26 protein-coding genes are annotated in these 24,635 nt (G+C 64.6%); 9 read left to right on the forward strand and 17 right to left on the reverse strand.

Annotation, left to right across the window (positions count from 1 at the left end; all coding sequences use genetic code 11):
• Positions 1 to 44: 44 nt before the first annotated feature.
• Both mdoH and PVE73_RS03765 read left to right on the forward strand, forming a co-directional pair.
• Positions 45 to 1,853: a glucans biosynthesis glucosyltransferase MdoH gene (gene mdoH / locus PVE73_RS03760; RefSeq protein ID WP_277365663.1), complete on the forward strand. Its 1,809-nt coding sequence runs from the start codon at positions 45 to 47 to the stop codon at positions 1,851 to 1,853.
• Positions 1,850 to 3,031, forward strand: coding sequence for an OpgC domain-containing protein (locus PVE73_RS03765; protein WP_277365664.1), 1,182 nt, complete (start codon positions 1,850 to 1,852; stop codon positions 3,029 to 3,031). The genes mdoH and PVE73_RS03765 overlap by 4 nt, the downstream gene beginning before the upstream one ends.
• Before the next feature lie 6 nt (positions 3,032 to 3,037).
• On the opposite strand, the gene lysA is transcribed toward PVE73_RS03765, so the two are convergent.
• From lysA to argH, 3 genes are read right to left on the reverse strand one after another with little or no spacing between them, the layout of a single operon-like run.
• A complete protein-coding gene (gene lysA, locus PVE73_RS03770) occupies positions 3,038 to 4,303 on the reverse strand; it encodes a diaminopimelate decarboxylase (protein ID WP_277365665.1) in 1,266 nt (421 codons plus the stop codon).
• A 25-nt stretch (positions 4,304 to 4,328) separates the two neighbouring features.
• Complete coding sequence (locus tag PVE73_RS03775; protein WP_277365666.1) at positions 4,329 to 4,532, reverse strand: lipoprotein; 204 nt, start codon at positions 4,530 to 4,532, stop codon at positions 4,329 to 4,331.
• 34 nt (positions 4,533 to 4,566) lie between these two features.
• Positions 4,567 to 5,988, reverse strand: a complete 1,422-nt coding sequence (gene argH / locus PVE73_RS03780; RefSeq protein WP_277365667.1) for an argininosuccinate lyase — start codon at positions 5,986 to 5,988, stop codon at positions 4,567 to 4,569.
• A 29-nt stretch (positions 5,989 to 6,017) separates the two neighbouring features.
• Here argH and PVE73_RS03785 point away from each other — a divergent pair, with 29 nt between their 5' ends.
• Both PVE73_RS03785 and PVE73_RS03790 read left to right on the forward strand, forming a co-directional pair.
• Positions 6,018 to 6,689 carry a TlpA disulfide reductase family protein gene (locus PVE73_RS03785; protein WP_277365668.1) on the forward strand — a complete coding sequence of 224 codons (672 nt, stop codon included), beginning with the start codon at positions 6,018 to 6,020 and terminating at the stop codon, positions 6,687 to 6,689.
• Between the two features lie 56 nt (positions 6,690 to 6,745).
• Positions 6,746 to 7,099, forward strand: coding sequence for an MliC family protein (locus PVE73_RS03790; RefSeq protein WP_277365669.1), 354 nt, complete (start codon positions 6,746 to 6,748; stop codon positions 7,097 to 7,099).
• A 6-nt stretch (positions 7,100 to 7,105) separates the two neighbouring features.
• On the opposite strand, the gene PVE73_RS03795 is transcribed toward PVE73_RS03790, so the two are convergent.
• Together PVE73_RS03795 and PVE73_RS03800 are read right to left on the reverse strand one after the other, a co-directional pair.
• A protein-coding gene (locus tag PVE73_RS03795; RefSeq protein ID WP_277364682.1) for an IS630 family transposase occupies positions 7,106 to 8,052 on the reverse strand; the annotation gives its coding sequence in 2 pieces (ribosomal slippage) (positions 7,106 to 7,716 and positions 7,716 to 8,052; 948 coding nt in all).
• Between the two features lie 128 nt (positions 8,053 to 8,180).
• Positions 8,181 to 9,323, reverse strand: a complete 1,143-nt coding sequence (locus tag PVE73_RS03800) for an autotransporter outer membrane beta-barrel domain-containing protein (RefSeq protein WP_277365670.1) — start codon at positions 9,321 to 9,323, stop codon at positions 8,181 to 8,183.
• Positions 9,324 to 9,565: 242 nt separating this feature from the next.
• Between PVE73_RS03800 and PVE73_RS03805 the strand changes: the two genes are divergently transcribed.
• The gene (locus PVE73_RS03805; RefSeq protein WP_277365671.1) at positions 9,566 to 11,881 is read left to right on the forward strand and encodes an acyl-CoA dehydrogenase; all 2,316 of its coding nucleotides are present in this window, start codon (positions 9,566 to 9,568) and stop codon (positions 11,879 to 11,881) included.
• 260 nt (positions 11,882 to 12,141) lie between these two features.
• Here the strand turns inward: PVE73_RS03805 and PVE73_RS03810 are convergent, their stop codons facing one another.
• The 7 genes from PVE73_RS03810 to PVE73_RS03840 form a co-directional block, all read right to left on the reverse strand.
• Positions 12,142 to 13,023: a 3-hydroxybutyryl-CoA dehydrogenase gene (locus PVE73_RS03810; protein WP_277367333.1), complete on the reverse strand. Its 882-nt coding sequence runs from the start codon at positions 13,021 to 13,023 to the stop codon at positions 12,142 to 12,144.
• A 120-nt stretch (positions 13,024 to 13,143) separates the two neighbouring features.
• Positions 13,144 to 14,073: an electron transfer flavoprotein subunit alpha/FixB family protein gene (locus tag PVE73_RS03815; protein WP_277365672.1), complete on the reverse strand. Its 930-nt coding sequence runs from the start codon at positions 14,071 to 14,073 to the stop codon at positions 13,144 to 13,146.
• A 25-nt stretch (positions 14,074 to 14,098) separates the two neighbouring features.
• A complete protein-coding gene (locus PVE73_RS03820) occupies positions 14,099 to 14,848 on the reverse strand; it encodes an electron transfer flavoprotein subunit beta/FixA family protein (protein WP_277365673.1) in 750 nt (249 codons plus the stop codon).
• A 216-nt stretch (positions 14,849 to 15,064) separates the two neighbouring features.
• Complete coding sequence (locus PVE73_RS03825) at positions 15,065 to 15,778, reverse strand: rhomboid family intramembrane serine protease (RefSeq protein WP_277365674.1); 714 nt, start codon at positions 15,776 to 15,778, stop codon at positions 15,065 to 15,067.
• Between the two features lie 34 nt (positions 15,779 to 15,812).
• Positions 15,813 to 16,394, reverse strand: a complete 582-nt coding sequence (locus PVE73_RS03830) for a cob(I)yrinic acid a,c-diamide adenosyltransferase (RefSeq protein ID WP_277365675.1) — start codon at positions 16,392 to 16,394, stop codon at positions 15,813 to 15,815.
• A 26-nt stretch (positions 16,395 to 16,420) separates the two neighbouring features.
• Complete coding sequence (locus tag PVE73_RS03835; protein ID WP_277365676.1) at positions 16,421 to 16,621, reverse strand: twin transmembrane helix small protein; 201 nt, start codon at positions 16,619 to 16,621, stop codon at positions 16,421 to 16,423.
• 27 nt (positions 16,622 to 16,648) lie between these two features.
• Positions 16,649 to 17,482: an SDR family oxidoreductase gene (locus PVE73_RS03840; protein ID WP_277365677.1), complete on the reverse strand. Its 834-nt coding sequence runs from the start codon at positions 17,480 to 17,482 to the stop codon at positions 16,649 to 16,651.
• 83 nt (positions 17,483 to 17,565) lie between these two features.
• On the opposite strand from PVE73_RS03840, the gene PVE73_RS03845 reads away from it, so the two are divergent.
• Positions 17,566 to 18,417, forward strand: a complete 852-nt coding sequence (locus tag PVE73_RS03845) for a YihY/virulence factor BrkB family protein (RefSeq protein ID WP_277365678.1) — start codon at positions 17,566 to 17,568, stop codon at positions 18,415 to 18,417.
• On the opposite strand, the gene PVE73_RS03850 is transcribed toward PVE73_RS03845, so the two are convergent.
• Positions 18,384 to 19,274 carry a DMT family transporter gene (locus PVE73_RS03850; protein WP_277365679.1) on the reverse strand — a complete coding sequence of 297 codons (891 nt, stop codon included), beginning with the start codon at positions 19,272 to 19,274 and terminating at the stop codon, positions 18,384 to 18,386. The genes PVE73_RS03845 and PVE73_RS03850 overlap by 34 nt on opposite strands.
• Before the next feature lie 130 nt (positions 19,275 to 19,404).
• Here PVE73_RS03850 and PVE73_RS03855 point away from each other — a divergent pair, with 130 nt between their 5' ends.
• Positions 19,405 to 19,689 carry a hypothetical protein gene (locus PVE73_RS03855; protein WP_277365680.1) on the forward strand — a complete coding sequence of 95 codons (285 nt, stop codon included), beginning with the start codon at positions 19,405 to 19,407 and terminating at the stop codon, positions 19,687 to 19,689.
• 13 nt (positions 19,690 to 19,702) lie between these two features.
• Here the strand turns inward: PVE73_RS03855 and gluQRS are convergent, their stop codons facing one another.
• Positions 19,703 to 20,590 carry a tRNA glutamyl-Q(34) synthetase GluQRS gene (gene gluQRS / locus PVE73_RS03860; protein ID WP_277365681.1) on the reverse strand — a complete coding sequence of 296 codons (888 nt, stop codon included), beginning with the start codon at positions 20,588 to 20,590 and terminating at the stop codon, positions 19,703 to 19,705.
• A gap of 79 nt (positions 20,591 to 20,669) precedes the next feature.
• On the opposite strand from gluQRS, the gene PVE73_RS03865 reads away from it, so the two are divergent.
• Together PVE73_RS03865 and PVE73_RS03870 are read left to right on the forward strand one after the other, a co-directional pair.
• Positions 20,670 to 21,314 carry a DNA-3-methyladenine glycosylase gene (locus tag PVE73_RS03865; protein ID WP_277365682.1) on the forward strand — a complete coding sequence of 215 codons (645 nt, stop codon included), beginning with the start codon at positions 20,670 to 20,672 and terminating at the stop codon, positions 21,312 to 21,314.
• Between the two features lie 129 nt (positions 21,315 to 21,443).
• The gene (locus tag PVE73_RS03870; protein WP_277365683.1) at positions 21,444 to 22,001 is read left to right on the forward strand and encodes an HNH endonuclease; all 558 of its coding nucleotides are present in this window, start codon (positions 21,444 to 21,446) and stop codon (positions 21,999 to 22,001) included.
• 100 nt (positions 22,002 to 22,101) lie between these two features.
• Here PVE73_RS03870 and PVE73_RS03875 read toward each other — a convergent pair whose 3' ends face one another.
• The 3 genes from PVE73_RS03875 to PVE73_RS03885 form a co-directional block, all read right to left on the reverse strand.
• The gene (locus tag PVE73_RS03875) at positions 22,102 to 22,605 is read right to left on the reverse strand and encodes a disulfide bond formation protein B (protein ID WP_277365684.1); all 504 of its coding nucleotides are present in this window, start codon (positions 22,603 to 22,605) and stop codon (positions 22,102 to 22,104) included.
• Between the two features lie 13 nt (positions 22,606 to 22,618).
• Complete coding sequence (locus PVE73_RS03880) at positions 22,619 to 23,200, reverse strand: YqaA family protein (protein ID WP_277365685.1); 582 nt, start codon at positions 23,198 to 23,200, stop codon at positions 22,619 to 22,621.
• A gap of 149 nt (positions 23,201 to 23,349) precedes the next feature.
• On the reverse strand, positions 23,350 to 24,195 hold the full coding sequence (locus PVE73_RS03885; RefSeq protein ID WP_277365686.1) for a glycosyltransferase family A protein: 846 nt from the start codon (positions 24,193 to 24,195) through the stop codon (positions 23,350 to 23,352).
• Between the last annotated feature and the right edge of the window lie 440 nt (positions 24,196 to 24,635).

Here is a 24,635-nt window from a genome sequence, read left to right on the forward strand (position 1 = left end):
GGACCAATGCCGGCTTTCGCCGGCCCGACCACGGGACTCCCACCATGGTGACGCTGCGGCGCACAACTTCCCTCTTCTTTGCGTTGGCGATGGCCCTGGTGGCGAGCTACCTCGCCATCGGCTTCTTCAACGTGGACGGCCTGCAATGGCTCGACCTGGCGCGTGTGGCGCTGCTCGCGCTCACCACGGCCTGGCTCGCCTGGGGCGCGGTGCTCGCCCTCAACGGGCTCTTTTCCCTGCGCCGCGGCCGGGTTGCGCGGGCGCGCGGCCCGATCTCGGCCAGGACGGCGGTGATCGTCCCCGTCTACAACGAAGACCCCGTAAAATCCTTCTCCCATGTGGCCGCGATGGCGGGGAGCCTGGGCCGGACCTCCTTCGCCGCGCGGTTCGATTTCGCCATCCTCTCGGACACGAATGATCCGCGCATCGCGGCGAAGGAGGAGTTCTGGCTGGCGCGGCTCAAGGACGAGGTGGGCGCGTCCTGCAACATCTATTACCGGCGCCGCGTTTCCAATCCGGGCAAGAAGGCCGGCAATGTCGCCGATTTCATCAAGACGTCGGGCGCGCTGTACGACTATCTCATCATTCTCGACGCCGACAGCCTGATGGAAGGCGCGACGATGGTGGAGATGGTGCGGCGCATGGAGGCCGATCCCGAACTCGGGCTCCTGCAGACGCTGCCCAAGGTGATCCGCGCACGCTCCTTCTTCGGCCGGGCGATCCAGTTCTCCGCTTCCTATTATTCACCGATCTTTGCGCTGGGCGTGGCCCTGCTGCAGGGAGCCGAGGGGCCGTTCTGGGGGCACAACGCCATCACGCGCACACGCGCCTTCGCGCAGAGCTGCGGCTTGCCGGAGTTGCCGGGCAAGCCGCCCTTCGGCGGCCACGTCCTCAGCCACGACTATGTGGAGGCCGCGCTTCTGGCGCGCAATGGCTGGAAGGTCCGGCTCGATCCTGATCTGCGCGGCTCCTATGAGGAAGGGCCGGACAATGTGGTCGATTATGCGAAGCGCGACCGCCGCTGGTGCCAAGGCAACCTTCAGCACAGCCGGATCGTGCCGGCACCAGGCCTGAAGGGCTGGAACCGCTTCGTCTTCGTGCAGGGCATCATGGCCTATGTCTCCGCGCCGCTCTGGGCGCTGTTCCTGGCTGCCAGCATCGCGGCGCCGGCCATGCAGGTCATTCCCGATTATTTCCCCGTACCGGGGCTGCCGGTCTTTCCGCGCGTGGAGACGGCCAATGCGCTGGCACTCTTGACCGGCGTCGTCGGGCTCCTGCTCGGCCCCAAGCTCCTCATCCTCGTCGACGGAATGATGACGGGCCGCAACCGGCGTTTCGGTGGGACGCTCCGCGCCTTCTTGGGGGTCGTGACGGAGATCGTCTGCACGAGCGTGCTTGCGCCTGTCATGATGCTCTTCCAAACCCGCGCTGTGATCGAGATTCTTGCCGGAGCGGATGCCGGTTGGCCGGCAGCCAACCGCGAGGCCGGCCGTGTCAGCCTGACGGAAGCGTGGGCGGCGAGCTGGTGGATCGTGGTGGTCGGCCTGATCACGATCGGCACGGCCTACAGGCTCGCGCCCGAATATCTGCCCTTCGTCCTGCTTGTAGCCGCGCCGCAGGTGATGGCGCCGCTCATCATCAGCGTCACGTCCTGTGCGAGCGGTGCGCTCCTTCGCTCGCCGCTCGGTCTCTTCGGCACGATCGACGAGATCTCCCCTTCGCCGGTCATGCGCGAACAGCAGTCGGTCCTGTCGCGCTGGCGCGCCGATCCGGTGAAGATTCCCGCTTCCGCCTCCGGGGCGATCGAAGGCTCCGAATCCCGCAAGTCCGCCGAGATCGGGACCGGCCGATGACCACCACGATACCGCCCCAGGGCATCGGCCGCGACCACAGGCTCGATGTCTTCCGCGGGCTCGCCTTGGTGATGATCTTCGTCAACCATGTTCCAGGCAACGTGTTCGAGAATCTCACGTCACGGAATTTCGGCTTCTCCGACGCAGCGGAGGCATTCGTCCTCATGTCCGGCATAGCGGTGGGGCTCGCCTATGCGCGTCTCTTCCGGGCCGGGGAATTCCTCAGCGGATGCATGCGGGTGTGGCGAAGGGCCGGGACGCTCTATGTCACCCATATCGTCACGACCGCGTTCGCCATCGCGATTCTCGCGGCTGGCGTCGTGGTTCTGGACACGATCGACGTGCTGCCGCGCGTGAACTTCACCGCATTGCTGGAGCAGCCCCTCAAGGCGATGATCGGCATCCCGCTGCTTACCCACCAGCTCGGCTATCTCAACATTCTCCCGCTCTATTCGACGCTGCTCCTGGTCTCACCTCTCTACATCCTGATCGGGCTGTGGAGCCGCATGGGGCTGATCGCCGTCGCCATTGTGGTGTGGGTGCTGGCGGGCACGTTCCGCATCAACCTGCCCAATTACCCGCTGCCGGGCGGATGGTTCTTCAATCCGGTGAGTTGGCAACTCATCTATGCGATCGGCATAGCCTGCGGCCTGGCGATGATCCACAAGCGCAAGCTTATAGGCTACCATGGCTGGCTGTTCTCCGCCTGTCTCGCCTATCTGGCGTTCTCGCTGCTTTGGGTGCAGATGCAGAAAGGGAACCTGCCTCTCGAGCCGTATCTGCCCTTCTTCGTCGGCGGATTCGACAAGACGTTCCTGGCCCTGCCGCGCCTCCTGCACGTGCTTGCGCTTGCCTATGTGCTGACCAATCTGGCTGCGGTCTCACGGTTTCTGGCCCGGCCCGCTTTCCGCCCCGTTGAACTCATCGGCCAGTATGGCCTCGCCGTTTTCGCTGTCGGTACGGTGCTGTCGATCGCTCTGCAGGTCTATCGGGCGCGCTTCGAGACCAGCGCCATCGAGGACGGCGCGCTTCTCGCAGGCGGTCTCCTGATCCAGTATGGCGTCGCCCGCTTGTTTGCCGCAACATCGGAGAAGAAGCGTGGCAAGGCGCAGGAAAGCGGCGCGCGCAAGCCGTCGCTCGCCGGCAACCCAGCCGCTGGGCAGGCATCGCGTCCGTAGCGCTGGTCAGAGCCAGTCGGGCAGAGAGTCGAGGCCGATCAAGTCCTCATAGCTCGGCCGCGTGCGCACCACGTGGAAGCGGTTACCGTTCACCAGCACCTCCGGCACGAGAAGGCGCGAATTGTAAGTGCTCGCCTGGACGGCGCCATAGGCACCGGCCGTGCCGATCGCAATGAGATCGCCCTGCTTCATCGTCGGCAGGTCGCGGTCGAGCGCCAGGAAATCGCCGGTTTCGCAGACTGGGCCGACCACATCGACCTTCATGCGGGCAGCGTCTCCTGCCGGCTCGCGCACGGGGCGGATCGCGTGATAGGCGTCGTAAAGCGTCGGCCGGATGAGATCGTTCATCGCCGCGTCGACGACGAGGAAGCTCTTCGCATCGCCCTCCTTCACGTAGAGGACTTCCGAGACGAGGATGCCGGCATTGCCGACAATGAGCCTTCCGGGTTCGAAGACGACCTTCAGCCCCAGTCTCGTGACGTGCCTGCGCACCACCTCGGCATAGGCATCGGGCAGGGGAGGCGGCTCGTTGTCCTCGCGATAGGGCACGCCGAGCCCGCCGCCCAGGTCCACATGCTCGACCGTGTGGCCGTCGGCGCGCAGCGTCTCGGTGAGCTCGGTCAGCAGCGCGAACGCCTGGTCGAAGGGCTCGAGCTCGGTGATCTGGCTGCCGATATGCATGTCGATGCCGGTCACCTTGAGCCCCGGAAGCTCGGCCGCGCGTGTGTAGGCCTCGCGCGCATCCTTCCAGGGAATGCCGAACTTGTTCTCCGATTTGCCGGTGGAGATCTTCTTGTGCGTCTTTGCGTCGACATCCGGGTTGATGCGCAGCGAAATGGGCGCTTCCAGCCCCAGTGCCTGCGCGCGGGCGGAGAGCAGCTCCAGCTCCGGCAGCGATTCCACATTGAAGCAGAGAATGCCTGCCGCCAGTGCGAAATCCATTTCCCGCGCCGTCTTTCCGACGCCGGAGAACAGAATCTTCCTAGCGGGGATGTCAGCGGCCAGCGCCCGGCGCAACTCGCCTTCGGATACCACATCCGCGCCCGCGCCGAGCTCGCCGAGCGTCTTCAGCACCGCCTGGTTGGAATTGGCCTTCATCGCGTAGCAGACGAGGGAATCCAGACCCGAAAGCGCCTCGGAGAACACGCGATAGTGCCGCGTCAGCGTGGCCGTCGAATAGCAGTAGAAAGGCGTACCCACGGCCGCCGCAATCTGCGGCACCGGCACGTCCTCGGCGTGGAGCACGCCGTCACGATACTGGAAGTGGTTCACTTCAACTCAGCTTTCTTGCTCGGCGTCAAAGCAGCCGGTCGAGGATGAACGGGCGGTCCTCGACGGGCTTCTGCGGCTCGGGCGGCAGGGGCTGGTCGTTGCGCTCCGCCTCTTTCCGAGCCTCGACCGCGGCCTCGTAGGGTGTGTCGAGCGGGCCCTTGCGGCCGCAGGCGGAGAGACCGACCGACAAGCCGAGCAGGATAAGGGTGAACGTTGTCCGCGCTTTCATCTGCCGTCCAATCCTTGGAGATACCGGAGCGGTTCTAGCGGTTTTCGCCGGGTCTTGCATCCCGTTTCAATCGCTTTCGCCAGGCGCGGATCTGCCGACGGACCTCCGCCGGAGCCGTTCCTCCATAGGAAGTGCGGCTCCTTACCGAATTCGAAACCGACAGGACGGAATAGACGCCGTCGGTAATGGCCGGGTGGATCGCCTGGAGGTCGGAAAGCGGGAGCTTTTCGAGGCCGCATTTCCTTTCCTCGGCGAGCGCCACGGCGCGGCCCGTCACATGGTGTGCCTCGCGGAAAGGCAGGTCCGCCTCGCGCACCAGCCAGTCGGCCAGATCCGTCGCGGTGGAAAAGCCGCTGCCGGCGGCTTTCTTCATCGCCGCTGCGCTCACCTCGATGTCGCCCACCATGCCGGTCATGGCCGCGAGCATCAGGTCCAGCGTCTCGGCGGCGTCGAAGACCGCCTCCTTGTCCTCCTGCATGTCCTTCGAATAGGCGAGCGGCAGGCCTTTCATCACGGTCAAAAGCCCGATCAGGTGACCGTTGACCCGGCCCGTCTTGGCGCGGATCAGCTCCGCCGCATCCGGGTTCTTCTTCTGCGGCATGATGGAAGAGCCGGTGGAGAAGGCGTCCGACAGGCGGATGAAGCCGAATTGCGGCGTAGACCAGATGATGATCTCCTCCGCCAGCCGTGAAAGATGCGTGCCGCAGATGGCAGCCACGGACAGGAACTCCAGCGCGAAATCACGGTCGGACACCGTGTCGATGGAGTTGCGTGTGGGCTCGCGGAAGCCCAGCGCCTTCGCCGTCATGTGCCGGTCTATCGCGAAGCTCGTGCCGGCAAGGGCGGCTGCCCCCAGGGGACATTCGTCAAGTCGCTCGATCGCGTCGCGCACTCTTGAGCGGTCGCGGCCGAACATCTCCACATAGGCCATCAAGTGATGGCCGAAGGTGACAGGCTGCGCCGTCTGCAGATGCGTGAAGCCTGGCATCACGGTCGCCGCATGCTCTTCGGCCCTGTCGAGGAAGGCTTCGATCAGCCGGCCGAGTGCGGCATCGATGCGCTGCAGTTCCTCCTTCACCCACAGGCGAAAATCGACGGCCACCTGGTCGTTGCGCGAGCGCGCCGTGTGTAGCCGGCCCGCGGCGGCGCCGACCAGTTCGGCGAGCCTGGCCTCGACATTCATGTGAATGTCTTCCAGCCTCGTCGAGAACTCGAACTTGCCGGCTTCTATTTCTGACAGGATCGTGTTCAGCCCGTGAGCGATCTTCCGTTCGTCCTCGGCCGAAATTATGCCAGTTTCGGCCAGCATCGCCGCATGCGCGAGACTGCCGCGGATGTCCTGTGCGTAGAGCTTCCGGTCGAAGCCGATCGAGGCGTTGATCGCCTCCATGATGGCGTCGGGCCCTGAGGCAAAACGTCCGCCCCACATGCGGTTGCTGGTCTTGGTCTCGTTCATCGTGATAACCGGGCGCTGGAGTATGAAAAATGCCGATGATGAATAGGAAATTTCCAGCGTTCGGTCTGGTCGCGCTTTCGGCGGTCGCAGGCATTCTCGCCGGGGTCATCGCCCTATACGTGATCGAAAGGCCAAATGGCAACACGGGCGCAGGAACGGCCGATGAAACCGCCTGTGCTGCGAAGAGCGGCCTGGCGGCGGCGCTCGATCCCGCTATCGGCGGCGAGGTGGCGGCGATGCTGCCCGCCGATCCCCCGCAGTCGCTCACGACACTTCGGTTCAACGGGCCGGACGGCAAACAGCTCACCCTCGCGGATTTTTCGGGCAAGACGCTGCTCGTCAATCTCTGGGCCACCTGGTGCGTGCCGTGCCGCACCGAGATGCCGGCGCTCGATGCGCTGGAGCGCGAGATGGGTTCCGATCGCTTCGAGGTCGTGGCCGTCAATGTCGATCGCGGCGGCGACGAGAAGCCGCAGGCCTTTCTTGAGGAGACCGGCATCCAGGCACTTGCCCATTATAGGGACAATACCGTGGGCGTCTTCAACGAGCTGAAGACGCGCGGGTTGGCGCTTGGCCTGCCGGTCACGCTCCTGGTGGACGAGGATGGTTGCCTGCTCGCACATATGAACGGCCCCGCCGAATGGGCAAGCGACGACGCCAGGAAACTCATCCGGGCGGCGCTGTCTTCCGCCGAAGGTTGAGGCATTTGCACGGGGTGCCCACCAGCGCCTATCCTTGCCGCGGAGGAGGATCCGCTATGAGACGTTTGTTGCTTGTTGCCGCAGGCCTCGTCGCCTTGACCCACCGCGCCGAGGCCACGGAAATCACGATAGAGCTGCCGGGAGAGGTCGCGGTCGAGCGGGTGAAGGTCAGCTACGACTGCGGCGGGAACAGCATGTCGGTCGACTATGTAAACGCAGGGCCCGTATCGCTGGCGGTTTTCGAGCACGAGGGCGAGCCCGTCATCGCTGCTGCGGGGCTGTCTGCGTCGGGCGTGCGTTATGTCGGCGGGCGGCTGGTGTGGTGGACCAAGGGGCCGGAGGCATCGCTTTATGACGCAACCAAGGGCGAAAATGCAGCGCCCATCGCCGAGTGCAGGGAACAATCCTAGAGCCTTTCAGGTTTTGGCGGAAGCGTATCCTGCATTGACGAAGTAGTTGCTGCATTCACTGGGCTGGATTGAGGAGACGAGGCCGCCGATATGACGCCATGTCTCCTCATGGTTCACTTTTTGGGCCGCGCGCATCCAGTGCTTGATCTTGGCGAAAGCCTGCTCGATGGGGTTAAGGTCTGGGGAATAAGGCGGCAGGTACCAGAGCCTGGCACCGGCGGCTTTGATCATCTGCCGGACGGCGGCCGACTTGTGCGAGCCGAGATTGTCCATGACGACGATGTCGCCCGGTTCAAGCACCGGCACGAGCTGCTGCTCGACATAGGCGCGGAAGCACTGGCCGTTGATCGGTCCATCGAAGACGCAAGGCGCCGTCAGCCGGTCATGGCGCAAAGCGCCGAGGAAGGTCAGCGTGCGCCAGTGGCCGTGCGGGGCAAAGCCGCGCAGGCGCTTGCCGCGTGGTCCCCAGCCCCGCAGCGGCGCCATGTTGGTCTTGATCCAGGTCTCGTCGATGAACACCAGCCGTGTCGGATCGAGACCGGACTGCCAAGAACGCCAGCGTTGCCGCCGGCGGGCGATGTCGGCACGAGCCTGCTCAAGGGCGAACAGCGTTTTTTGAACCGAAGCCCCTCGCGGCGCAGGAACCGCCACACCGTATCGTGCGACACCTTCACGCCGCGCGCCGCCAGCTCTTCCTTCAGCTTGTGCAGCGACAGATGCGGCGTCTGGCTGATCCGCTCGGCGATGAAGGCACGGTGCGGCTCCAGCACGCGCTTGCGGTGCCCGCCCATCTTGCCCGGCGCCACAGACCCGCTCGCACGGTAGCGCTGAGACCACTTCACCGCCGACGAGACGGCAACGCCGAAACGAGCCGCCACCGACCGGCAGCTCTCGCCGGCCTCGACCGCCCCAACAACACGTTCACGCAGATCATTCGAAAGAGGTCGCGTCATCCCATGCTGGCCTCCACTCCAGCCAGCATCTTGAATCACAAAACCTCCGAAATCGGAATCCCCTCCGATTCAGACACAACCTGAACCGCTCTAGAAGTGCTGTCCGCGCGAGCGGGCATTCTTGCGTCTCAGAACGTCAGCTTGAACCTGGCGGTCACGCGCTGCTTCACATCGGGATCGTCGAATGCGGAGGACAGCGAATATTCGCCGTTGATGCTGGCGCGGTCCGTGATGGTCCAGTTCAGTCCCGTTCTGGCGGACAGCTTGCCGGAATGGCCGCTCGAGGGCGCCGCCACCTCTTCAGCTCCGTCGACGGAGGTCATGACCGTGCCCGAGGTCCGCTTCAGGCTCCGGGATACTTCCAGCACGGCGTGCGGCGCCAGCCTGCCGATTCGCGTCCTGGCCACGGTCTCGCCGCGCAATCCGGCCGTAAGCTCGAGCGAGCCGGAAGTGTAGGGCTCGACGGAATAGGTCTCCTCACCTCGCATCGCGTAGCCCGAAAGACGAGTGTGCCGGTAGCGCGCCTGCCCATACGATCGCAGCCGCAGCCGGTTGCGCTCGAACTGCCGGCTGAAGCGCGCCAGGCCAAAGGCCTGGCTCGCCGAACGCCGGCCGGCGGAAATGGACGCGGCGGCCAGCTCATCGTGGAACGCATAGCGGGAGGCGCCCAGCATCACGTCGAGATAGGTGTTCCGCGCAGTCGTCAAGCTGGCATAGAGCGTGTCGGAAAGAGAGCGCGTCTCGAGCGAACCACTGGTCCCGATCCCGGTCCGGTCGAAGGCCATGCCGACGGCATTGCCCACGAGGAGACGGGGGCCGAAGCGGGTATCCACACCGAAAGCCAGGCCGTTGCTGTAGACGGCCGCCAGGCGTGGGCTCTCCGCGCGCTCGCTGTCCAGGGTGACATCGCCGCCGAACCAGACGGCGGTGCGTCGCGTGCGCCGCGCCTTCTCCGGCGCGAGAAGGTGCTTCGTCTCATAGGCGACGTTCTTCTCAGCCGAACCGCCGGAAAAGCGCAGGGCGAGCGAGCTCGCATTGACGTTGCGGCCTTCGACGCGTGCGCCGCGCGTGCTTTCCAGCCTGCCTCCGACGAGGCCGAGCTGCCGTTCCGGGGTGCTGGCGCTCTTTGCCTTCTGACCTGACAGCGCGGCACGGCCTTCAGAAAAGGCAGCCACAACAGGATCGTCGTCGGCCGCAGCGCCAGGCGCATTTGCCAAGGCAAAAAGCAACATTCCGGCAATGGCTGCCGGTTCGAGGATACCCAGTTTCAACATCGCTCCGCTGTTTCACGATCGGGAGCACATCATGCGCAATTCCTGCGCTCCTCACATGCATTCCGTAGATACGCGCCAAGGGTTCCTCACGCAATTGGTAACGAGCCGTTTCTCCGTGTAACGTGTCGTTATTTCGTGGGTGTTGTGTCTCTGCCATAGTGGACGGGCAAGGGAACATGGCCGCAGGGTCGTCCATTGCGAACCAATGGGGAGCAAGCGGAGACGAAGGAGAGCAACTCATGAGTTTTCGTCGTGACTACGTCACCGCGCCCATCTTCAACTGGGCCTCCAGCATCATGCCGCCCATATCCGAGACGGAGCAGGAGGCGATCAACGCCGGTACGGTGTGGTGGGACGGGGCGCTCTTCACCGGCAACCCGGACTGGAGCGAGCTTCTCGCCATGCCGAAGGCGAAGCTTTCCGCCGAAGAACAGGCCTTCATGGACGGGGAAGTGGCCCAGCTCTGCGCCCTCGTCGACGACTGGACGCTCAATTGGCGCGACCGGGACCTCGCCAAGTCCGTCTGGGACTTCATGCGCCAGAAGAAATTCTTCGGCATGATCATACCCAAGGAACATGGCGGGCTCGGCTTCTCCAACTACGCCCATTCGGAAGTGGTGCGCACCGTCTCCTCGGCGAGCGTGGTCGCGGGCGTGACCGTCATGGTGCCCAACTCGCTGGGGCCTGGCGAACTGCTCATGCATTTCGGCACGGACGAGCAGCGTGACTATTGGCTGCCCAGGCTTGCCGACGGGCGCGAGATTCCTTGCTTCGGCCTCACCTCTCCCCATGCCGGCTCGGATGCGGCGGCCATGACCGATACGGGCGTTGTCGAATACGGCATGTGGAAGGGCAAGAAGACGCTCGGCGTCAGGCTCAACTTCCACAAGCGTTACATCACGCTGGGGCCGATCGCGACCGTGATGGGCCTCGCCTTCAAGATGCGCGATCCGGAAAACCACCTGGGGCGCGGCGAGGAACTTGGCATTACGGTGGCCTTGCTGCCCACCAACACGCCAGGCGTTTCCCATGGTGAGCGGCACATCCCCCTCTTTACTTTCTTCCAGAATGGCCCGCTCTACGGCAAGGACGTGTTCGTCCCGCTCGATCACATCCTGGGCGGCGAAGCGCAGATCGGCCAGGGCTGGACCATGCTGATGACGGCGCTCGCCGCCGGCCGCAGCATTTCGCTCCCCTCGCAATCGGCGGCGTCCGCCGCCATGTGCGCCCGGGCGAGCGGAGCCTATGCACGCGTGCGCACGCAGTTCAACGTTCCGATCGGCCTGTTCGAAGGCGTGCAGGTGCCGCTCGCGGAGATGGCGGCCAACGCCTATCTCATCGATGCCGCCCGGCGGCTCACCCTCGCCGCGCTCGACCAGGGGCACAGACCGTCCGTGCTCTCGGCCATCATGAAATACCATGCGACGGAGCGCATGCGCCGGTCCATGACCCATGCCATGGATGTGCATGGCGGCAAGGGCATTATCGAGGGGCCGCGCAACTATCTTGCCGCCGGCTATCGCTCGGTGCCCGTCGGCATCACGGTCGAAGGCGCCAACATCCTCACCCGCAATCTGATGATCTTCGGTCAGGGCGCGATCCGCTCGCATCCCTTCATGCTGAAGGAATTGCTGGCGCTTTCCGACCAGGACAAGAAGCGCGGGCTCGATGCGTTCGACGATGCGTTCTGGAAGCATCTCGGCCACGCGGCCAGGAATGCCGGGCGTGCATTCCTGCGCGGCTGGTCCGGCAGCCTTCTGGGGCCAGCCCCGGACAATGCCGCAATGCCCCGTTACTGGAAGAGGCTGTCGCGCCATGCGGCGGCCTTTGCGCTCACGGCGGACTTGGCTCTGCTCACCCTCGGCGGCGCGCTGAAGCGCAAGGAGATGCTCTCGGCCCGGCTGGGCGACATCCTCGCGGAGCTTTATCTTCTCGGTGCGGTCCTGAAGCGGTTCGAGGATGAAGGACGGCAGGAGGAGGACCGGCCGATCGTCGATTATCTCATGCAGCAGGGGGAAAGCAGGATCGCCGCCGCCTTCCGCGGTGTGCTCGACAACCTGCCGGCGCGCTGGGCCGCGCGGCTCGTCCGGCTCCTCGCCTTCCCCTTCGGCGTGCCGGACCCGGTCCCTTCGGACCGCCTGACGACGCGGCTCGCCGAGGTCCTGATGAAGCCTTCCGCCCAGCGCGACCGGCTGACGCCTGGCCTCTATCTCGGCCAGGGCCATGCCGAGCATCCGGTAAAGGATCTGGAGGAAGCCTTCCGGCTCGTGGTGGAAGCGGCTCCCGTCGAAAAGAAGATGCGGGAGGCGCGCGTACGCGAGGTTCAGGAGGCTTTCGAGAAGGGCGTCATCTCGGATGCGGAGCGCGAGCTGCTGGCCCGCGTGGAGGAGGCGGTGGAGAAGGTGGTCGCCGTGGATGCATTTCCTATGGAGGACATCTCGCCGATCGCCGGGCAGCATAAGCGGCAGGATCGCGGCACGCGGAAGCGCGCCCGTTCCGCGCCCTCACGAAGCGGGGAGGCTCGCGCGAAGCGTGAGACGGTGAAGGGGCTTTAGATGTGAGCGGCCGGTTGAAGCGTTTCCCGCATGCCCATCGCCGGCTCTCCTCGCCATCATTCAGGCATGGATCCTCGGGTCAAGCCAGGTCAAGCCCGAGGATGACGAGGTGGTCGGGCTTGCGCAAATCAACAGCGCCGGGGATTGGCGGAAAGGTTCCAGACATTCGTCGTCCTCGGGCTTGACCCGTGGATCCATGCCTCAACTTGACCGCTTGTGCCGGCGCTGCAGGAAAATGATCTCTGATATCGCTGAGCCTACTACCGCGTCGGCACCGGCGGGTCCTCGCGGTAGTCGTAAAAACCGCGGCCGGTCTTGCGGCCGAGCCAGCCCGCCTCGACATATTTCACGAGCAGCGGGCAGGGGCGGTATTTGGAATCCGCCAAGCCCTCATAGAGCACCTGCATGATGGAAAGACAGGTGTCGAGGCCGATGAAATCCGCCAGCTGCAGCGGGCCCATGGGGTGGTTTGCACCGAGTTTCATGGCCGTGTCGATCGCCTCGACGGAGCCGACGCCCTCATAGAGGGTGTAGATCGCCTCGTTGATCATCGGCAGCAGGATGCGGTTGACGATGAAGGCCGGAAAATCCTCCGCCACCGTGATCGTCTTGTCCAGGCTCTCGACGAAGCCGCGCGCGGTCTCGAAGGTCGCATCCTCCGTAGCGATGCCGCGGACGAGTTCCACCAGCTTCATCACCGGGACCGGATTCATGAAATGGATGCCGATGAAGCGCTCGGCGCGGTCGGTCTGCGAGCCGAGCCGCGTGATGGAGATCGAAGAGGTGTTGGTGGCGAGCAGCGCCTCCGGATTCAGGATCGGGCAGAGCTGGGCGAAGATCTTGCGCTTGACCGTCTCGTCCTCGGTGGCCGCCTCGATCACCAGGTCGCAATCGGACAGGTCCTCCAGCATCGCCGCCGGCATGATGCGGGCGAGCGCCTCCTGCCGGATCTTCTCCTCGAGCTTCCCCGAGGAGACCTGGCGGGCCATATTGCCGCTGATCGTGGCGATGCCCGCCTCGATGCGGTCGGAGGAGAGATCATAGAGCTTGACCTTGTATCCTGCGAGCGCCGCCACATGGGCGATGCCGCTCCCCATCTGGCCTGCGCCGACGATGCCCACTGTCTTGATGCTGCCCGACATGTCCTCACCTTCGGGGCAATCCATGCCGCCCCGCCCGCCTTTGTTGCAGTGCAAACTAAAAGGGCGGGGTCGCCTCGTCTACCCCCGCCCTTCCGGATTCTGCATGTGCCTGAAGAATTGTCAAAGCGCCTTTTGTAGCTCCGGCAGGATGACGAAGAGGTCGCCGACGATGCCGTAGTCGGCGACCTGAAAAATCGGGGCTTCCTCGTCCTTGTTGATGGCGACGATGACCTTGGAATCCTTCATCCCGGCCAAATGCTGGATCGCGCCGGAAATGCCGCAGGCGATGTAGAGGTCGGGCGCCACCACCTTGCCGGTCTGCCCCACCTGCCAGTCGTTCGGTGCATAGCCGGCATCCACCGCCGCGCGGGAGGCGCCCACCGCCGCCCCCAGTTTGTCGGCGAGCGGCAGGATCACTTCCTCGAACTTTTCCGACGAGCCGAGCGCGCGGCCGCCGGAGATGATGATCTTGGCCGAGGTGAGTTCCGGGCGGTCGCTTGCCGCGATCCGGTTCTCCACGAAGCGCGAAAGGCCGGCATCGTCGGCTGCGTTCGCGTTCTCCACCGGGGCCGCGCCACCCTCGTCCGCTACCTGGAAGGAGGAGGTGCGCACCGTGACGACACGCTTCGGGTCCGTCGATTCCACCGTCTGGATGGCGTTGCCCGCATAGGTCGGCCGCTTGAACGTGGTGGCGTTCACCACCTCGACGACGTCGGAAACCTGCATCACGTCGAGAAGGGCGGCCACGCGCGGCATCACGTTCTTGCCCGTCGTGGTCGCCGGCGCCACGAAGGCGTCATAGCCGTCCGCCAGCGCCACGATCGTGGCGGCGAGCGGTTCGGCGAGCTGCTGCGCGAGCGCTTCGCTCTCGGCCAGCAGGACCTTCCGAACGCCGGCCAGCTTGGCGGCGGCCTCCGCTGCCGGTTTGGCGCCCTCGCCCGCGACGAGGATGTCGATTTCGCCGCCGATTTCCTTCGCCGCCGAAAGCGTCTTGGCTGTCTGCTCGGAAAGCGACTGGTTGTCGTGCTCTGCGACAAGAAGAATTGCCATTGTCCTATCCTTTCCTATCGCCAGATCACAGCACGCCGGCTTCGTTCTTCAGCCGGTCGACCAGTTCGGCCACCGAATTCACCTTGATGCCGGCCTTGCGTCCCGCCGGCTCCTCGGTCTTGAGCACCTTGAGCCTCGTCTTCACCTCCACGCCGTAATCGGCGGGTGACTTCTCGTCGAGCGGCTTCTTCTTGGCCTTCATGATGTTGGGCAGCGAGGCATAACGCGGCTGGTTCAGGCGCAGGTCGGTGGTGACGATGGCGGGCAGCTTCAATTCCACCACCTGCAGGCCGCCGTCCACCTCACGCGTGACGGTCACATGCCCGTCGCCCACCTCCACCTTGGAGGCGAAGGTGCCCTGCGCCCAGCCGAGGAGGGCGGCCAGCATCTGGCCGGTCTGGTTGGCGTCGTCGTCGATCGCCTGCTTGCCGAGGATGACGAGGCCGGGTTTCTCCTCCTCTGCCACTCCCTTCAGGATCTTCGCCACGTCGAGCGGTTCGACGGTTTCATCGGTCTTGACGAGAATGGCGCGGTCGGCGCCCATTGCGAGCGCGGTGCGCAGGGTTTCCTGCGCCTTGTCCGGGCCGATGGAGACGGCCACGATCTCCTCCACCTTGCCGGCCTCCTTCAGGCGGATCGCCTCTTCCACCGCGATCTCGTCGAACGGGTTCATCGCCATCTTTACATTGGCGAGCTCGACGCCTGTGCCGTCCGCCTTCACGCGCGGCTTCACATTTGCGTCGATCACCCGCTTCACCGGTACAAGGACCTTCATGCGCCTACCTCTCCAAGTCCAAAATCTGGTCCGGATCACATCATCCGAATAGCCCGATCCGTCAGCCGATTTCCACCATGTTCAGGGGAAACGAACATGCGCAGGACGGTGTTGAGAACGGCCCGCCGCGCAAGCCGCCGGACCGTAGTTAGGACTGACGCACACGTCAATATGCGCCGGCGCACCCGGCTCCTGGCATGCGGAATTGGATCGATTTTATTTCACTTTCACCGCCTCCGGCACGACGACCGGGCGGTCGAACAGCGGCACGCCGCGCCGCCGCATGGGAAAGACCAGCACCGCCCCCGCGATGATGCCGCCGATATGCGCAGACCAGGAGATCTGGTTCTCCCGGTCGATGACGAACATCAGGAACTGCGTACCGATCCAGAGCAGGAGCACAATATAGGCCGGCAGGCGCAGCGGGATGCGTGCGAAGGCCAGGACCCAGAGCTTCACGCGCGGATGCAGGATGAGATAGGCGGCGATGACGCCCGCCACCGCGCCCGAGGCGCCGATGAGCGGCGCCTGGGAATCCGGCACCGTCATGCCGTGGAAGGCAGCCGCAGCGATCGTGCATACAAGGTAGAACAGCAGGTAGCGGAAATGCCCCAGCGCATCCTCGACATTGTCGCCGAAGACCCAGAGGAAGAGCATGTTGCCGCCGAGGTGAAAGATGTCGCCATGCAGGAAGGCATAGGTGACGTAAGTGAGCGGGGCGGGTACGAGCTCGAGCTCGGGCGGCAGCACCGCAAGGTCATGCACGACGGAAGGGATATAGCCGAGGCCAAGCACCGCCGCCTGCATGGATTCTACGCCGCTCAGCGAGGTCAACGCCCAGATGAAGATGTTGAGGGCGATGATGGAAAAGGTCATATACTGGTGCTTGATGTAGCGCAGGCGGTTCGCATCGTGGAGTGGAATGAACATGAGCCTGCGCCCCGCAACCGTCAGCCCGCGCCCATCAGCGGTTCTGCCCGGGAACCCATAGCACGTCGAGCGCGCCTTTGTCATTGACCGCCCTTGCGGCGACGAAGAGGAAGTCGGAGAGGCGGTTGATGTAGCGCAGCGCCTCCTCTCCTACGCTTTCCTCCGGCATCCGGCGCAGTTCCACCATCAGCCGCTCGGCGCGGCGGGTCACCGTACGGGCAAGGTGAAGTGCCGCCGCGGCCGGCGAGCCGCCCGGCAGCACGAAGGAGTTGAGCGGCGCAAGGCCGGCGTTGAGCCGGTCGATCTCCCGTTCGAGCCGCTCGACCTGGGAGGCGACGATGCGCAGCGACTGCACCCCGCTCTTCCCCGCGCCCTCGGGTGTGGCGAGGTCGGCGCCGAGATCGAAGAGGTCGTTCTGGATACGCTGGAGCATGCGATCGATCTCGGGGTGGCCTTCGCCCGTATGGATGCGGGCCATGCCGATGCAGGCGCTCACCTCGTCCACCGTGCCATAGGCTGCCACGCGCATATCGCTTTTCAGACGCCGCGCCCCACCCACGAGCCCCGTGGTGCCGTCGTCGCCTGTGCGGGTGTAGATCTTGTTGAGCTTCACCATGGGACGGCCTCCTGGATGTCTGCGGATCAGTTTCCGGACTGGCTGTACCACATCGCCAGCACGATCAGAACGATGGCCACGAACTGTAGCGCCACGCGCGCCTGCATCAGCTTGTTCGAGGTGTTTCCGGAGCCGCCGCGGACCATATTCATGAGGCCGCGGATGAGGACGAAGACGACTGCGACCATTACGATGACGGCCAGGATGTTGAAGATGGTGGAGGACATGTTTTTCGCTTTCTCCGGAAGGCAGGGTCATCCCTGGTTGGCGATCAGCCGGTAAAAGAGGCGCGCGGGCAGGATGCGTTTCAGGGCTACCCCGATCTTCGCCGGCAGGGTCACGACATAGTGCGGACGCGGCTGCGGATGAAGGAGCGCGTGACGCAAGGCCTTATATACCGCTTCCGGTCCCAGCTTTAAGCGCGACTTGCTGCCGCCGGCCTTCATCCGCGCGAGCTGCGCCCGATATTCGCTGCCGTGCACCGAGCCTTCCACGTCGATATAGCGCTCGAACCAGCCAAGGCCGTTGATGGCGATCCGCGAGCGGACGGGCCCAGGCTCGATCAGGCTGACATGGATGCCGGAGCCGGCAAGCTCGGCCCGCATGCAGAGCATCAGCCCCTCCACCGCGTGTTTCGAGGCGGTATAAGCCCCGCGATACTTGATCGGCAGCAGCCCGAGAATCGAGGAGCAGTGGACGATGCGGCCATGCCCCTGGGCGCGCATAACCGGCACGATCCGGCGTGTCAGGTCATGCCAGCCGAAGAAATTGGCCTCAAACTGCGCGCGCAGCGCTTCCATCGGCAGGTCTTCCACCGCACCCGCTTGCGCGTGGGCACCGTTGTTGAAGAGGGCGTCCAGCCGCCCGCCGGTCCTGCCGAGGACGTTTTCCACAAGCGCGGCAATGGATGTGGGCTCGGCATAATCCAGGTAGAAGGCCTCGATCCCGTCCCGCTCCAGGGCCGCCAGATCCTCCTGCCTGCGCGCGGTCGCGAAGACGCGCCAGCCATCGCCCTTTAGCGCGCGGGCGCAGTGCGCGCCAATCCCGGAGGAGGCGCCGGTGACGAGGATCGTGCCGTTCGCGTTCATCGAGGGTCGATTTCTCCAGCTTCTTGCTTCAGCACACGGGTTTCACATATTCGGCCTATCCGGCACAACGAGAGGATTCGGGATTGCGCAGGTTGGTGGCACTGAGAAGGGTCGCAAGAGACGCGTTCGGTCATTTCAATGCCGACGATGGTTGGGCCATGGCCAGTCATCTCGCCGTCAGCGCGCTCCTGGCGCTCTTCCCCTTCCTGATCTTCGCCACCGCGCTGGCGAGCTTCCTGGGAGCCGACGCGTTTGCGGACACCGCGGTGCACATCGTCTTCGACACCTGGCCCAGGGAAGTGGCCGAACCGATCGCGCGGGAGGTCAACAACGTTCTCGGCGTGCGGCGCGGAGACGTGCTCACCTTCGGTGTCGTCTTCGCTGCCTTCTTCGCCTCCAACGGGGTGGAGGCGCTCCGGCTTTCGCTCAACCGCGCCTACCGCGTCGAGGAAAGGCGCTCGATCATCTTCCTGCGTCTGCAGAGCCTCGCCTTCGTGCTGATCGCCACGGTGGGCTTCATGGCCATCAGCGTGCTCCTGGTCATCGCCCCGGTGGCGGCCAATATTGCGCTCTCGCATATGGAATGGCTCGGGCCCTATATGGGCACGATCACCGCCTGGCGATACGTCGTGGCCGTCGTGGTGCTCGTGCTGGCGCTCATCGTCGTGCATATATGGCTGCCGGCCGGCGAGCGGAGATTGGTCGACATCGTCCCTGGCATTATTTTCACGCTTCTCGGCTGGCTCGCCGGTTCCAGCCTGTTTGCTGCCTATCTCGGTCGCTTCAGCAGCTATGCGAGCACCTATGCGGGGCTCGCATCGATCATGATCGCCGTGGTCTTCCTCTACATCATCTCCGCGATCTTCATCCTCGGCGGCGAGATCAACGCCGCTATCATGCGCTATCGGGCCGCGCGCAGGACATTGGAGGGCTGAACGGTCGCCAGCGCCACCCCAAGAGTGGTGAGGACCATTCCGCCGATCTGGATGAGCGTGAGCGTTTCGCCGAAGAGCGCCCAGGCCATGATCGCCGTCACGGCGGGCACGAGGTAGAACAGCGAGGCCACGCGTGCAACGGCGCCTTTGCGGATGAGCAGCATCAGGAGGAAGATAGCACCGAGCGACAGGACCAGCACCAGCCACGCCATGGCGAAGATCAGTTCGCCATTGAGCACGAAGCGCCTCGTCTCGAAAAGAAGCGAGATCGGGAAAGCGACGAGGAAGCCACCCAGATACTGGTAGAGCGTGCCGGTGATGAGATCCACATGCCCGACGAACCGCTTCTGCCACACCGTGCCGGCACTCATGGCGGCGACGGCCAGAAGGCCCACGCCGACGGTGGCCGGAGTAATGCCGCCGGTCACCATGCCGAGCTTGGGCGAAAGCACGATGGCGACGCCGAGAAGGCCGACGACGAGGCCCAGCCAGTGGCGGCTGTCTACCTCTTCTCCGGCTACCGCACCCGCCATCAACGCTGTGATGAGCGGCTGAAGCCCGATGATGAGCCCCGCGAGCCCGGCCGGCAAGCCGTGGCGGATCGCCCAGAACACGCCGCCCAGATAGATGCCGTGCATGAGCACTCCGGCCACGCACGAATGAAAGGCCGTGCGTGGAGAGAGCCGGCCGGCGCCGAAAACGGGAATCAGCAGCAGGAGAAGCGCGAAGCTCAGCGCAAAGCGCACCCAGAGGAAGGTGAATGGCTCCGCCCAGGGCATGGCATAGCGCGCGCCGATGAACCCCGTAGACCAGAGAACGACGAAAAGCGCCGGCGCTGCCTTTGCAAGATGGGACATCGGGGTTCCAGGGAGTTTCACTGCGATTCGCCGCAACATCTGCACCGCCGGGCGCGGCAAGAAAAGCGAAAGTTTTGCATTCTAATGTCAATGATGCTGAAGCTGCCGCCCGATGGCCCAGGAGGGCTGGATGCTGACGAGGCTCGATCCGATCTGGCTGGTCTTCGCCGTCGCTGCCGTGTCTATGCTGGCCTATCTGTTCTCCGTTGCGCTCCAGGGCGTGCTGCGGGATGCCGGCTTCGGCGTCGTCGCAAATGCCGCCGTCATCACCGCGGGCTTCTTCGCGGCGATCCATCTGGGCAATTCCCGTGAGATGCGCTTTGATCTCGCGGGTGGCGCGCTAACCGGTGTGGCCGGCGCCTTTGTGCTCCTCCTCGCTGTCGTGCTCCTCAAGGCGGCGCTGAAGCGGCTGTAGGCCTGCATCGCTTTCATGACGGCCATTCCAGTCCCACCATCCTGGCAATATCGCCCGGTGTGGCGCCGGCTTCACGCAGGGCGGCGATGCCGGTGTCCCCGCGGCTCTTGGACAGCTTGCGGCCGTCCTCGTCGACGATGAGCGCATGGTGGTGGTAGCGTGGTACGGGCAGACCCAGGAGCTCCTGCAGGAGCCTGTGGACCGCCGTCGCATGGAAGAGATCGCGGCCGCGCACCACATGGGTGACGCCCTGGAGCGCGTCGTCCACCACCACTGCCAGATGGTAGCTCGTCGGCACCTCCTTCCGGGCGATCACCACGTCGCCCCAGTCCTCGGGCCGGGCGGCGATGCGCCCCGTCTCGCCCTTCGGACCGCTGCCGCTTTCCTCCCAGAAGAAGGGCCGCGCCACATGCGCGCGCGCCGCTTCCATGTCGAGCCGCCAGGCGAAGGGTTCTCCTTCTTCGATCCGCCGGCGGCGCTCCGCCTTCGGGCGCCGCTTGTCGACGGACGGGAAGAGCGGCGCGCCGTCGGGATCGCGCGGCCAGGGCGTGCCGCCGGCTTCCATATCCGCGATACAGGCGCGCATTTCCCCGCGGCTCATGAAGGAGGGGTAGACGATCTCCGCGTCGGCCAGGCGCTCCAGAGCCTCTGCATAGTCCTCGAAATGCTCCGATTGCCGGCGCACGGGCTCCTCCCATACGACGCCCAGCCAAGCGAGGTCGCGGTAGATCCCGGCTTCCAGCTCGGGCGAGCAGCGGGTGGTGTCGATGTCCTCGATGCGCAGCAGGAAACGACCCTCCGCCAGGCGGGCCATCGAATGGTTGAGCAGCGCCGAATAGGCGTGGCCCAGATGAAGCGCCCCGTTGGAACTCGGCGCGAAACGGAAGACAGGAACTGTCATGATCCTCGCAGGAAACGGATTGTGGGGGCCATCCGGGCATTGCTACGGTCCAGCGGAAGAAAGTGCAAGGATCGGGCCCATGCAGCGCATCGAAACGGACGCCGACATCGCAAGCGGGCTCGACACGCTGGTCATGCTCGACCGCAGGCTCGGGCCCGTGCGTGCCATGGCGGGCGCGGTGCCGCTCCGGCGCAGCCCCGCAGGCTTTCACAGCCTCGCCTCGGTGATCGTCTCGCAGCAGGTCTCGCGGGCGAGCGCGGACGCGATCTTCGGCAGGCTCTGCCGGCTGGTGGACCCGCTGACACCGGAGGGATTTCTCGCCGGCGGCGAGAGGGTCATGGCGGAGGCGGGCCTGTCGCGCGCCAAGCAGCGCACGCTGACCGCACTTTCCGTGGCTTTGCGGGAGCGCGAACTCGATCTCCACGGCCTCGATGCTCTCTCGCCTGAGGAGGCGATCGCCGCACTCACCGCCGTCCCGGGAGTTGGTCCCTGGACGGCGCAGGTCTATCTCCTGGTGGCGGCTGGGCACGCGGACATCTTCCCCGCGGGCGATGTCGCGCTCCAGACGGCGGTGGCGCATGCACTGCGCCTCGAACCGCGCCCGGGGGCGAATCAGCTGGCCCTGATAGCCGAATCATGGAGTCCGCTGCGCTCCGTCGCGGCACGTCTTTTCTGGGCCTATTATCGCGAGATCCGCGGCGCGGAAGCGGCTCCTGCAGCGTGAAACGCTGAAAAATCAGCAAAATATGCGCGGTTTGCCGTTGTTGGACCAACAATATCTGCTTCACATTCCTGTCACCACGGGATTACATTATCCCGGCCGATCGATCTGCCTAGTAGGAGCCATGAGGACGTGACGATCGCTGTATCGCCGGACGGCATGCCCGCTCTGGTGCTTAATGCGGACTACCGCCCGCTCAGCTACTATCCCCTGTCGCTGTGGTCGTGGCAGGACGCGATCAAGGCCGTGTTCCTCGACAGGGTGAACATCGTCGCCGAATACGAGCACGCGGTCTCCTCGCCGTCCTTCACGATGCGGCTGCCGAGCGTGGTCTCTCTCAAGACTTATGTGAAGCCGTCGCGTTATCCGGCCTTCACGCGCTTCAACGTCTTCTTGCGGGACCGTTTCCAGTGCCAATATTGCGGGACGCGGGAAGAACTCACCTTCGACCACGTGGTCCCCCGCCGTCATGGGGGCGTCACCTCGTGGGAGAACGTGGTTGCGGCCTGTTCGCCCTGCAATCTCCGGAAGGGCGGCCTCATGCCGGCTCAGGTGAAAATGTGGCCGCAACAAAAACCATACCGGCCGACAGTCCACGACCTGCACAATAATGGGCGGCTTTTCCCGCCCAATTATTTGCACGAAAGCTGGATGGACTATCTATACTGGGACGTCGAGCTCGAACCGTAAGGTCGCTCAAAAGCCTGTCGTACCGGACGTGGGGGCGCCTGATGGTCAAGCAGCCCCGGTGCGGTCCATCGTCCTTCTGGCCTGCGGAGACCAGCCGCCGTCAGCGCTTCAGCGCCCCGCGCAGCGCCGCTGCCGCGAGAATGGCGCTGGCGATCACGTTCCAGCCTGCGAAGGAGAGGCCGAGGAAGCGGCCTGCGGCCTTGTCGCAGGAGGGCGGCACAACCGCATTGAGCTGGTCGAGCAGGCTGCCCGATGCGCTCGTGGGAGCGACGGCGCCGCAATCGGACGGGCCTTCCCACCAACCCCATTCGATACCGGCGTGGTAGGAGCCGAGGCCAAGGCCCCAGAGCATCAGAAGTCCGCCAACAAGGAGCAGTCCCCTTGTCAGGATCGCCGGCGCGCGGAGAGACGACGAGATGAATGCCAGCACCATCACCGGCACGCCGATATAGTAGGGGATTCGCTGCTCCAGGCAGAGCTTGCAGGGAATGAAGCCGCCGATATGCTGGAAGCCCAGGGCCGTGCCTACGGTCGCAGCCATCGCGAGCGCCAGGACGGCGGCAGTCAAGGTCTGCGGTCTGCCGGTGGGCGATGTAAGCGTCATTGTCGAATTGCCTTCAGAAGACGAAGCGGACGGCAGCAAAGCCGCCGATCAGCAAAACCATGAAAAGGGTGAAAAGAAGGCCCAGATTCCTTTCGATGAATGTGCGGATGGGCGGGCCGAAACGGAATAGCAGCCAGGAAACCAGGAAGAAGCGCAGGCCGCGTCCGACGATCGATACGATGATGAAAACCGGCAGGCTCAGCTTCGTCGCACCCGAGAAGATCGTCAGCACCTTGTAGGGAAAGGGCGTCACCGCGGCGAAGAGCACACCCCAGCCGCCCCACCGGTTGTACCATTCCGCAACGCGCTGGAACGAATCTTCCTTGCCGTAGAAGCGCAGGATCGGCTCGCCGATCGCCTCATAGAGGAAGGCGCCGATGACGTAGCCGAGCAGTGCGCCCGCCACGGAAGCAAGCGTGCAGATGAAGGCATAGCGCAGCCACTTCCCACGCTCGGCGAGCACCATCGGAACGAGCAGCACGTCCGGTGGGATTGGAAAGAAGGAGCTTTCGATGAAGGAAACGCCGGCGAGGCCCTTTTCCGCATGGCGTGTCGCAGCAAGCGCCATGGTGGAATCGTACAATCTGCGAAGCATGGAGCGTCCTTCGATCGAGCGCTTCTATCTAAAGGGGGCGGCGATCGGGCGCAATGTCATTGCTTCCGCATGCGAAGAGTTGACGCGGGCACTTCTTTCTGCGGCAAGCCGGTCCTGCAGCGCCGTTTCAAATCACGTCCTGGAGCCCTCTAGCAGGAGGGGGCCCAACCGGCTTCTGCGGGCCGGCTTTCGAACCGGTGGCCATGGATCGGAGCGCGGAGGCGGTGAAGATCGAGGCCAAACCGGGCCGTGAACGCGTCGTCGAGACGGCGTCCGAGACGGTTCACTCCCTCGTTGAACTCCCTGCGCCACTCGGCATAAGGACCGTGGACTTCCGAATGGCTGTCCGACGTGTTGACGAGGTAGCAGCCGAGAACCGGCAGCCGCGCCAGGCCGAAGCCGGCATCGGCGGCCGTTTCCACGACACGGTAATGCTCGTGCAGCAGCCGGTTCGGATCGCGGCGGACGGGATCGGGATCGTCGGGTTTCAATTTCAGCACCACGCTTGATCCGCAGATGCGATGGAACGAGCCGTCGAAGATGTCAGGGTGAGGCAGGGGCGCTGCCTTGAGCCGTCGGAAGTCGACCGCGTAGCCGTTCTGGATTACGCCCGCCGCGTCGTTCGGGCCAATATGCGATCGGGCGGTCCCGACGAGCCGCGTATCGACCCAGTCGTCGGCGTCCAGGAACATCAACAGACCGCCGCCATGGTCCAGCACATGGCGGTTGATAAGATCGGTCTTGCGCCCCCGGTCGCGGTTGTCGGGGCGCACCGCCTCCACCGGCCAGTCCGCTCGGAGGAAGGACACGCGCGCATCTTCCGGCAGACATTGCGGCCGCTCATGGCCCGCGACGATCACGTTAAAGCGCTGGTCGGTCTGCGCGAGCGCGGAGGTCAGGGCCAACCCGAGCAGCCTTTCAACCATCGGCCAGTCGCGCGCGCAGGCGCGCGGCAGGAGCGGGATGCCAAAGGTGAAGGGAAGGATATGCGTCATGCTTCGCTAACGCCGCCCGGCTCCGCAGCGTTCCATTGAGCAGGGCTCCCGGCCGCTGCGCGGCGATCCGGATTTGCTGTGGAGTGCACTCTTGAGGCTGGTTTTCGCGCGAAGCGGCTGCCTTTCAGCCAAGATATATGCGGCCCGTCGGATAGCGGATCCTGGGTGGCACGCGGTGTGGACATGGTTGCCGAAACGCGCCAGTTCGCTCGCAATGGTCGTCCCGAACGTACCCAGCCCGATGGCGGCAAAGCTTTCATGCTCGCCATGCGCCATATCATCTGCCCCCTTCACGATCGGCATGGTGGATCGCGATTCCATCGGATCGGCATCGAGCCTAAGCGACAAGCGCGCGCTCACTGGAAGGCGTCGGGAAACGAATTCGTGCCTGAAAGGGGTCCAGGCATCCTTGCCCTTTTCTCCGGTTCAGCGATGATTCG

Origin of the sequence: Chelativorans sp. AA-79 (assembly GCF_029457495.1) — a bacterium.
In the GTDB taxonomy this organism is placed as follows: Bacteria; Pseudomonadota; Alphaproteobacteria; order Rhizobiales; family Rhizobiaceae; genus Chelativorans.

What these genes read in the sequence shown, in the direction of transcription:
- PVE73_RS03885 (WP_277365686.1), bottom strand. Translation starts at nt 24,195, where the DNA reads ATGACGCATATCCTTCCCTTCACCTTTGGCATCCCGCTCCTGCCGCGC.
- PVE73_RS03765 (WP_277365664.1), top strand. Translation starts at nt 1,850, where the DNA reads ATGACCACCACGATACCGCCCCAGGGCATCGGCCGCGACCACAGGCTC.
- PVE73_RS03855 (WP_277365680.1), top strand. Translation starts at nt 19,405, where the DNA reads ATGCTGACGAGGCTCGATCCGATCTGGCTGGTCTTCGCCGTCGCTGCC.
- PVE73_RS03815 (WP_277365672.1), bottom strand. Translation starts at nt 14,073, where the DNA reads ATGGCAATTCTTCTTGTCGCAGAGCACGACAACCAGTCGCTTTCCGAG.
- PVE73_RS03775 (WP_277365666.1), bottom strand. Translation starts at nt 4,532, where the DNA reads ATGAAAGCGCGGACAACGTTCACCCTTATCCTGCTCGGCTTGTCGGTC.
- PVE73_RS03810 (WP_277367333.1), bottom strand. Translation starts at nt 13,023, where the DNA reads ATGTCGGGCAGCATCAAGACAGTGGGCATCGTCGGCGCAGGCCAGATG.
- PVE73_RS03865 (WP_277365682.1), top strand. Translation starts at nt 20,670, where the DNA reads ATGCAGCGCATCGAAACGGACGCCGACATCGCAAGCGGGCTCGACACG.
- mdoH (WP_277365663.1), top strand. Translation starts at nt 45, where the DNA reads ATGGTGACGCTGCGGCGCACAACTTCCCTCTTCTTTGCGTTGGCGATG.
- PVE73_RS03830 (WP_277365675.1), bottom strand. Translation starts at nt 16,394, where the DNA reads ATGGTGAAGCTCAACAAGATCTACACCCGCACAGGCGACGACGGCACC.
- PVE73_RS03785 (WP_277365668.1), top strand. Translation starts at nt 6,018, where the DNA reads ATGCCGATGATGAATAGGAAATTTCCAGCGTTCGGTCTGGTCGCGCTT.
- PVE73_RS03875 (WP_277365684.1), bottom strand. Translation starts at nt 22,605, where the DNA reads ATGACGCTTACATCGCCCACCGGCAGACCGCAGACCTTGACTGCCGCC.
- PVE73_RS03820 (WP_277365673.1), bottom strand. Translation starts at nt 14,848, where the DNA reads ATGAAGGTCCTTGTACCGGTGAAGCGGGTGATCGACGCAAATGTGAAG.
- PVE73_RS03850 (WP_277365679.1), bottom strand. Translation starts at nt 19,274, where the DNA reads ATGTCCCATCTTGCAAAGGCAGCGCCGGCGCTTTTCGTCGTTCTCTGG.
- PVE73_RS03825 (WP_277365674.1), bottom strand. Translation starts at nt 15,778, where the DNA reads ATGTTCATTCCACTCCACGATGCGAACCGCCTGCGCTACATCAAGCAC.
- PVE73_RS03805 (WP_277365671.1), top strand. Translation starts at nt 9,566, where the DNA reads ATGAGTTTTCGTCGTGACTACGTCACCGCGCCCATCTTCAACTGGGCC.
- PVE73_RS03790 (WP_277365669.1), top strand. Translation starts at nt 6,746, where the DNA reads ATGAGACGTTTGTTGCTTGTTGCCGCAGGCCTCGTCGCCTTGACCCAC.
- gluQRS (WP_277365681.1), bottom strand. Translation starts at nt 20,590, where the DNA reads ATGACAGTTCCTGTCTTCCGTTTCGCGCCGAGTTCCAACGGGGCGCTT.
- PVE73_RS03840 (WP_277365677.1), bottom strand. Translation starts at nt 17,482, where the DNA reads ATGAACGCGAACGGCACGATCCTCGTCACCGGCGCCTCCTCCGGGATT.
- argH (WP_277365667.1), bottom strand. Translation starts at nt 5,988, where the DNA reads ATGAACGAGACCAAGACCAGCAACCGCATGTGGGGCGGACGTTTTGCC.
- PVE73_RS03835 (WP_277365676.1), bottom strand. Translation starts at nt 16,621, where the DNA reads ATGTCCTCCACCATCTTCAACATCCTGGCCGTCATCGTAATGGTCGCA.
- PVE73_RS03880 (WP_277365685.1), bottom strand. Translation starts at nt 23,200, where the DNA reads ATGCTTCGCAGATTGTACGATTCCACCATGGCGCTTGCTGCGACACGC.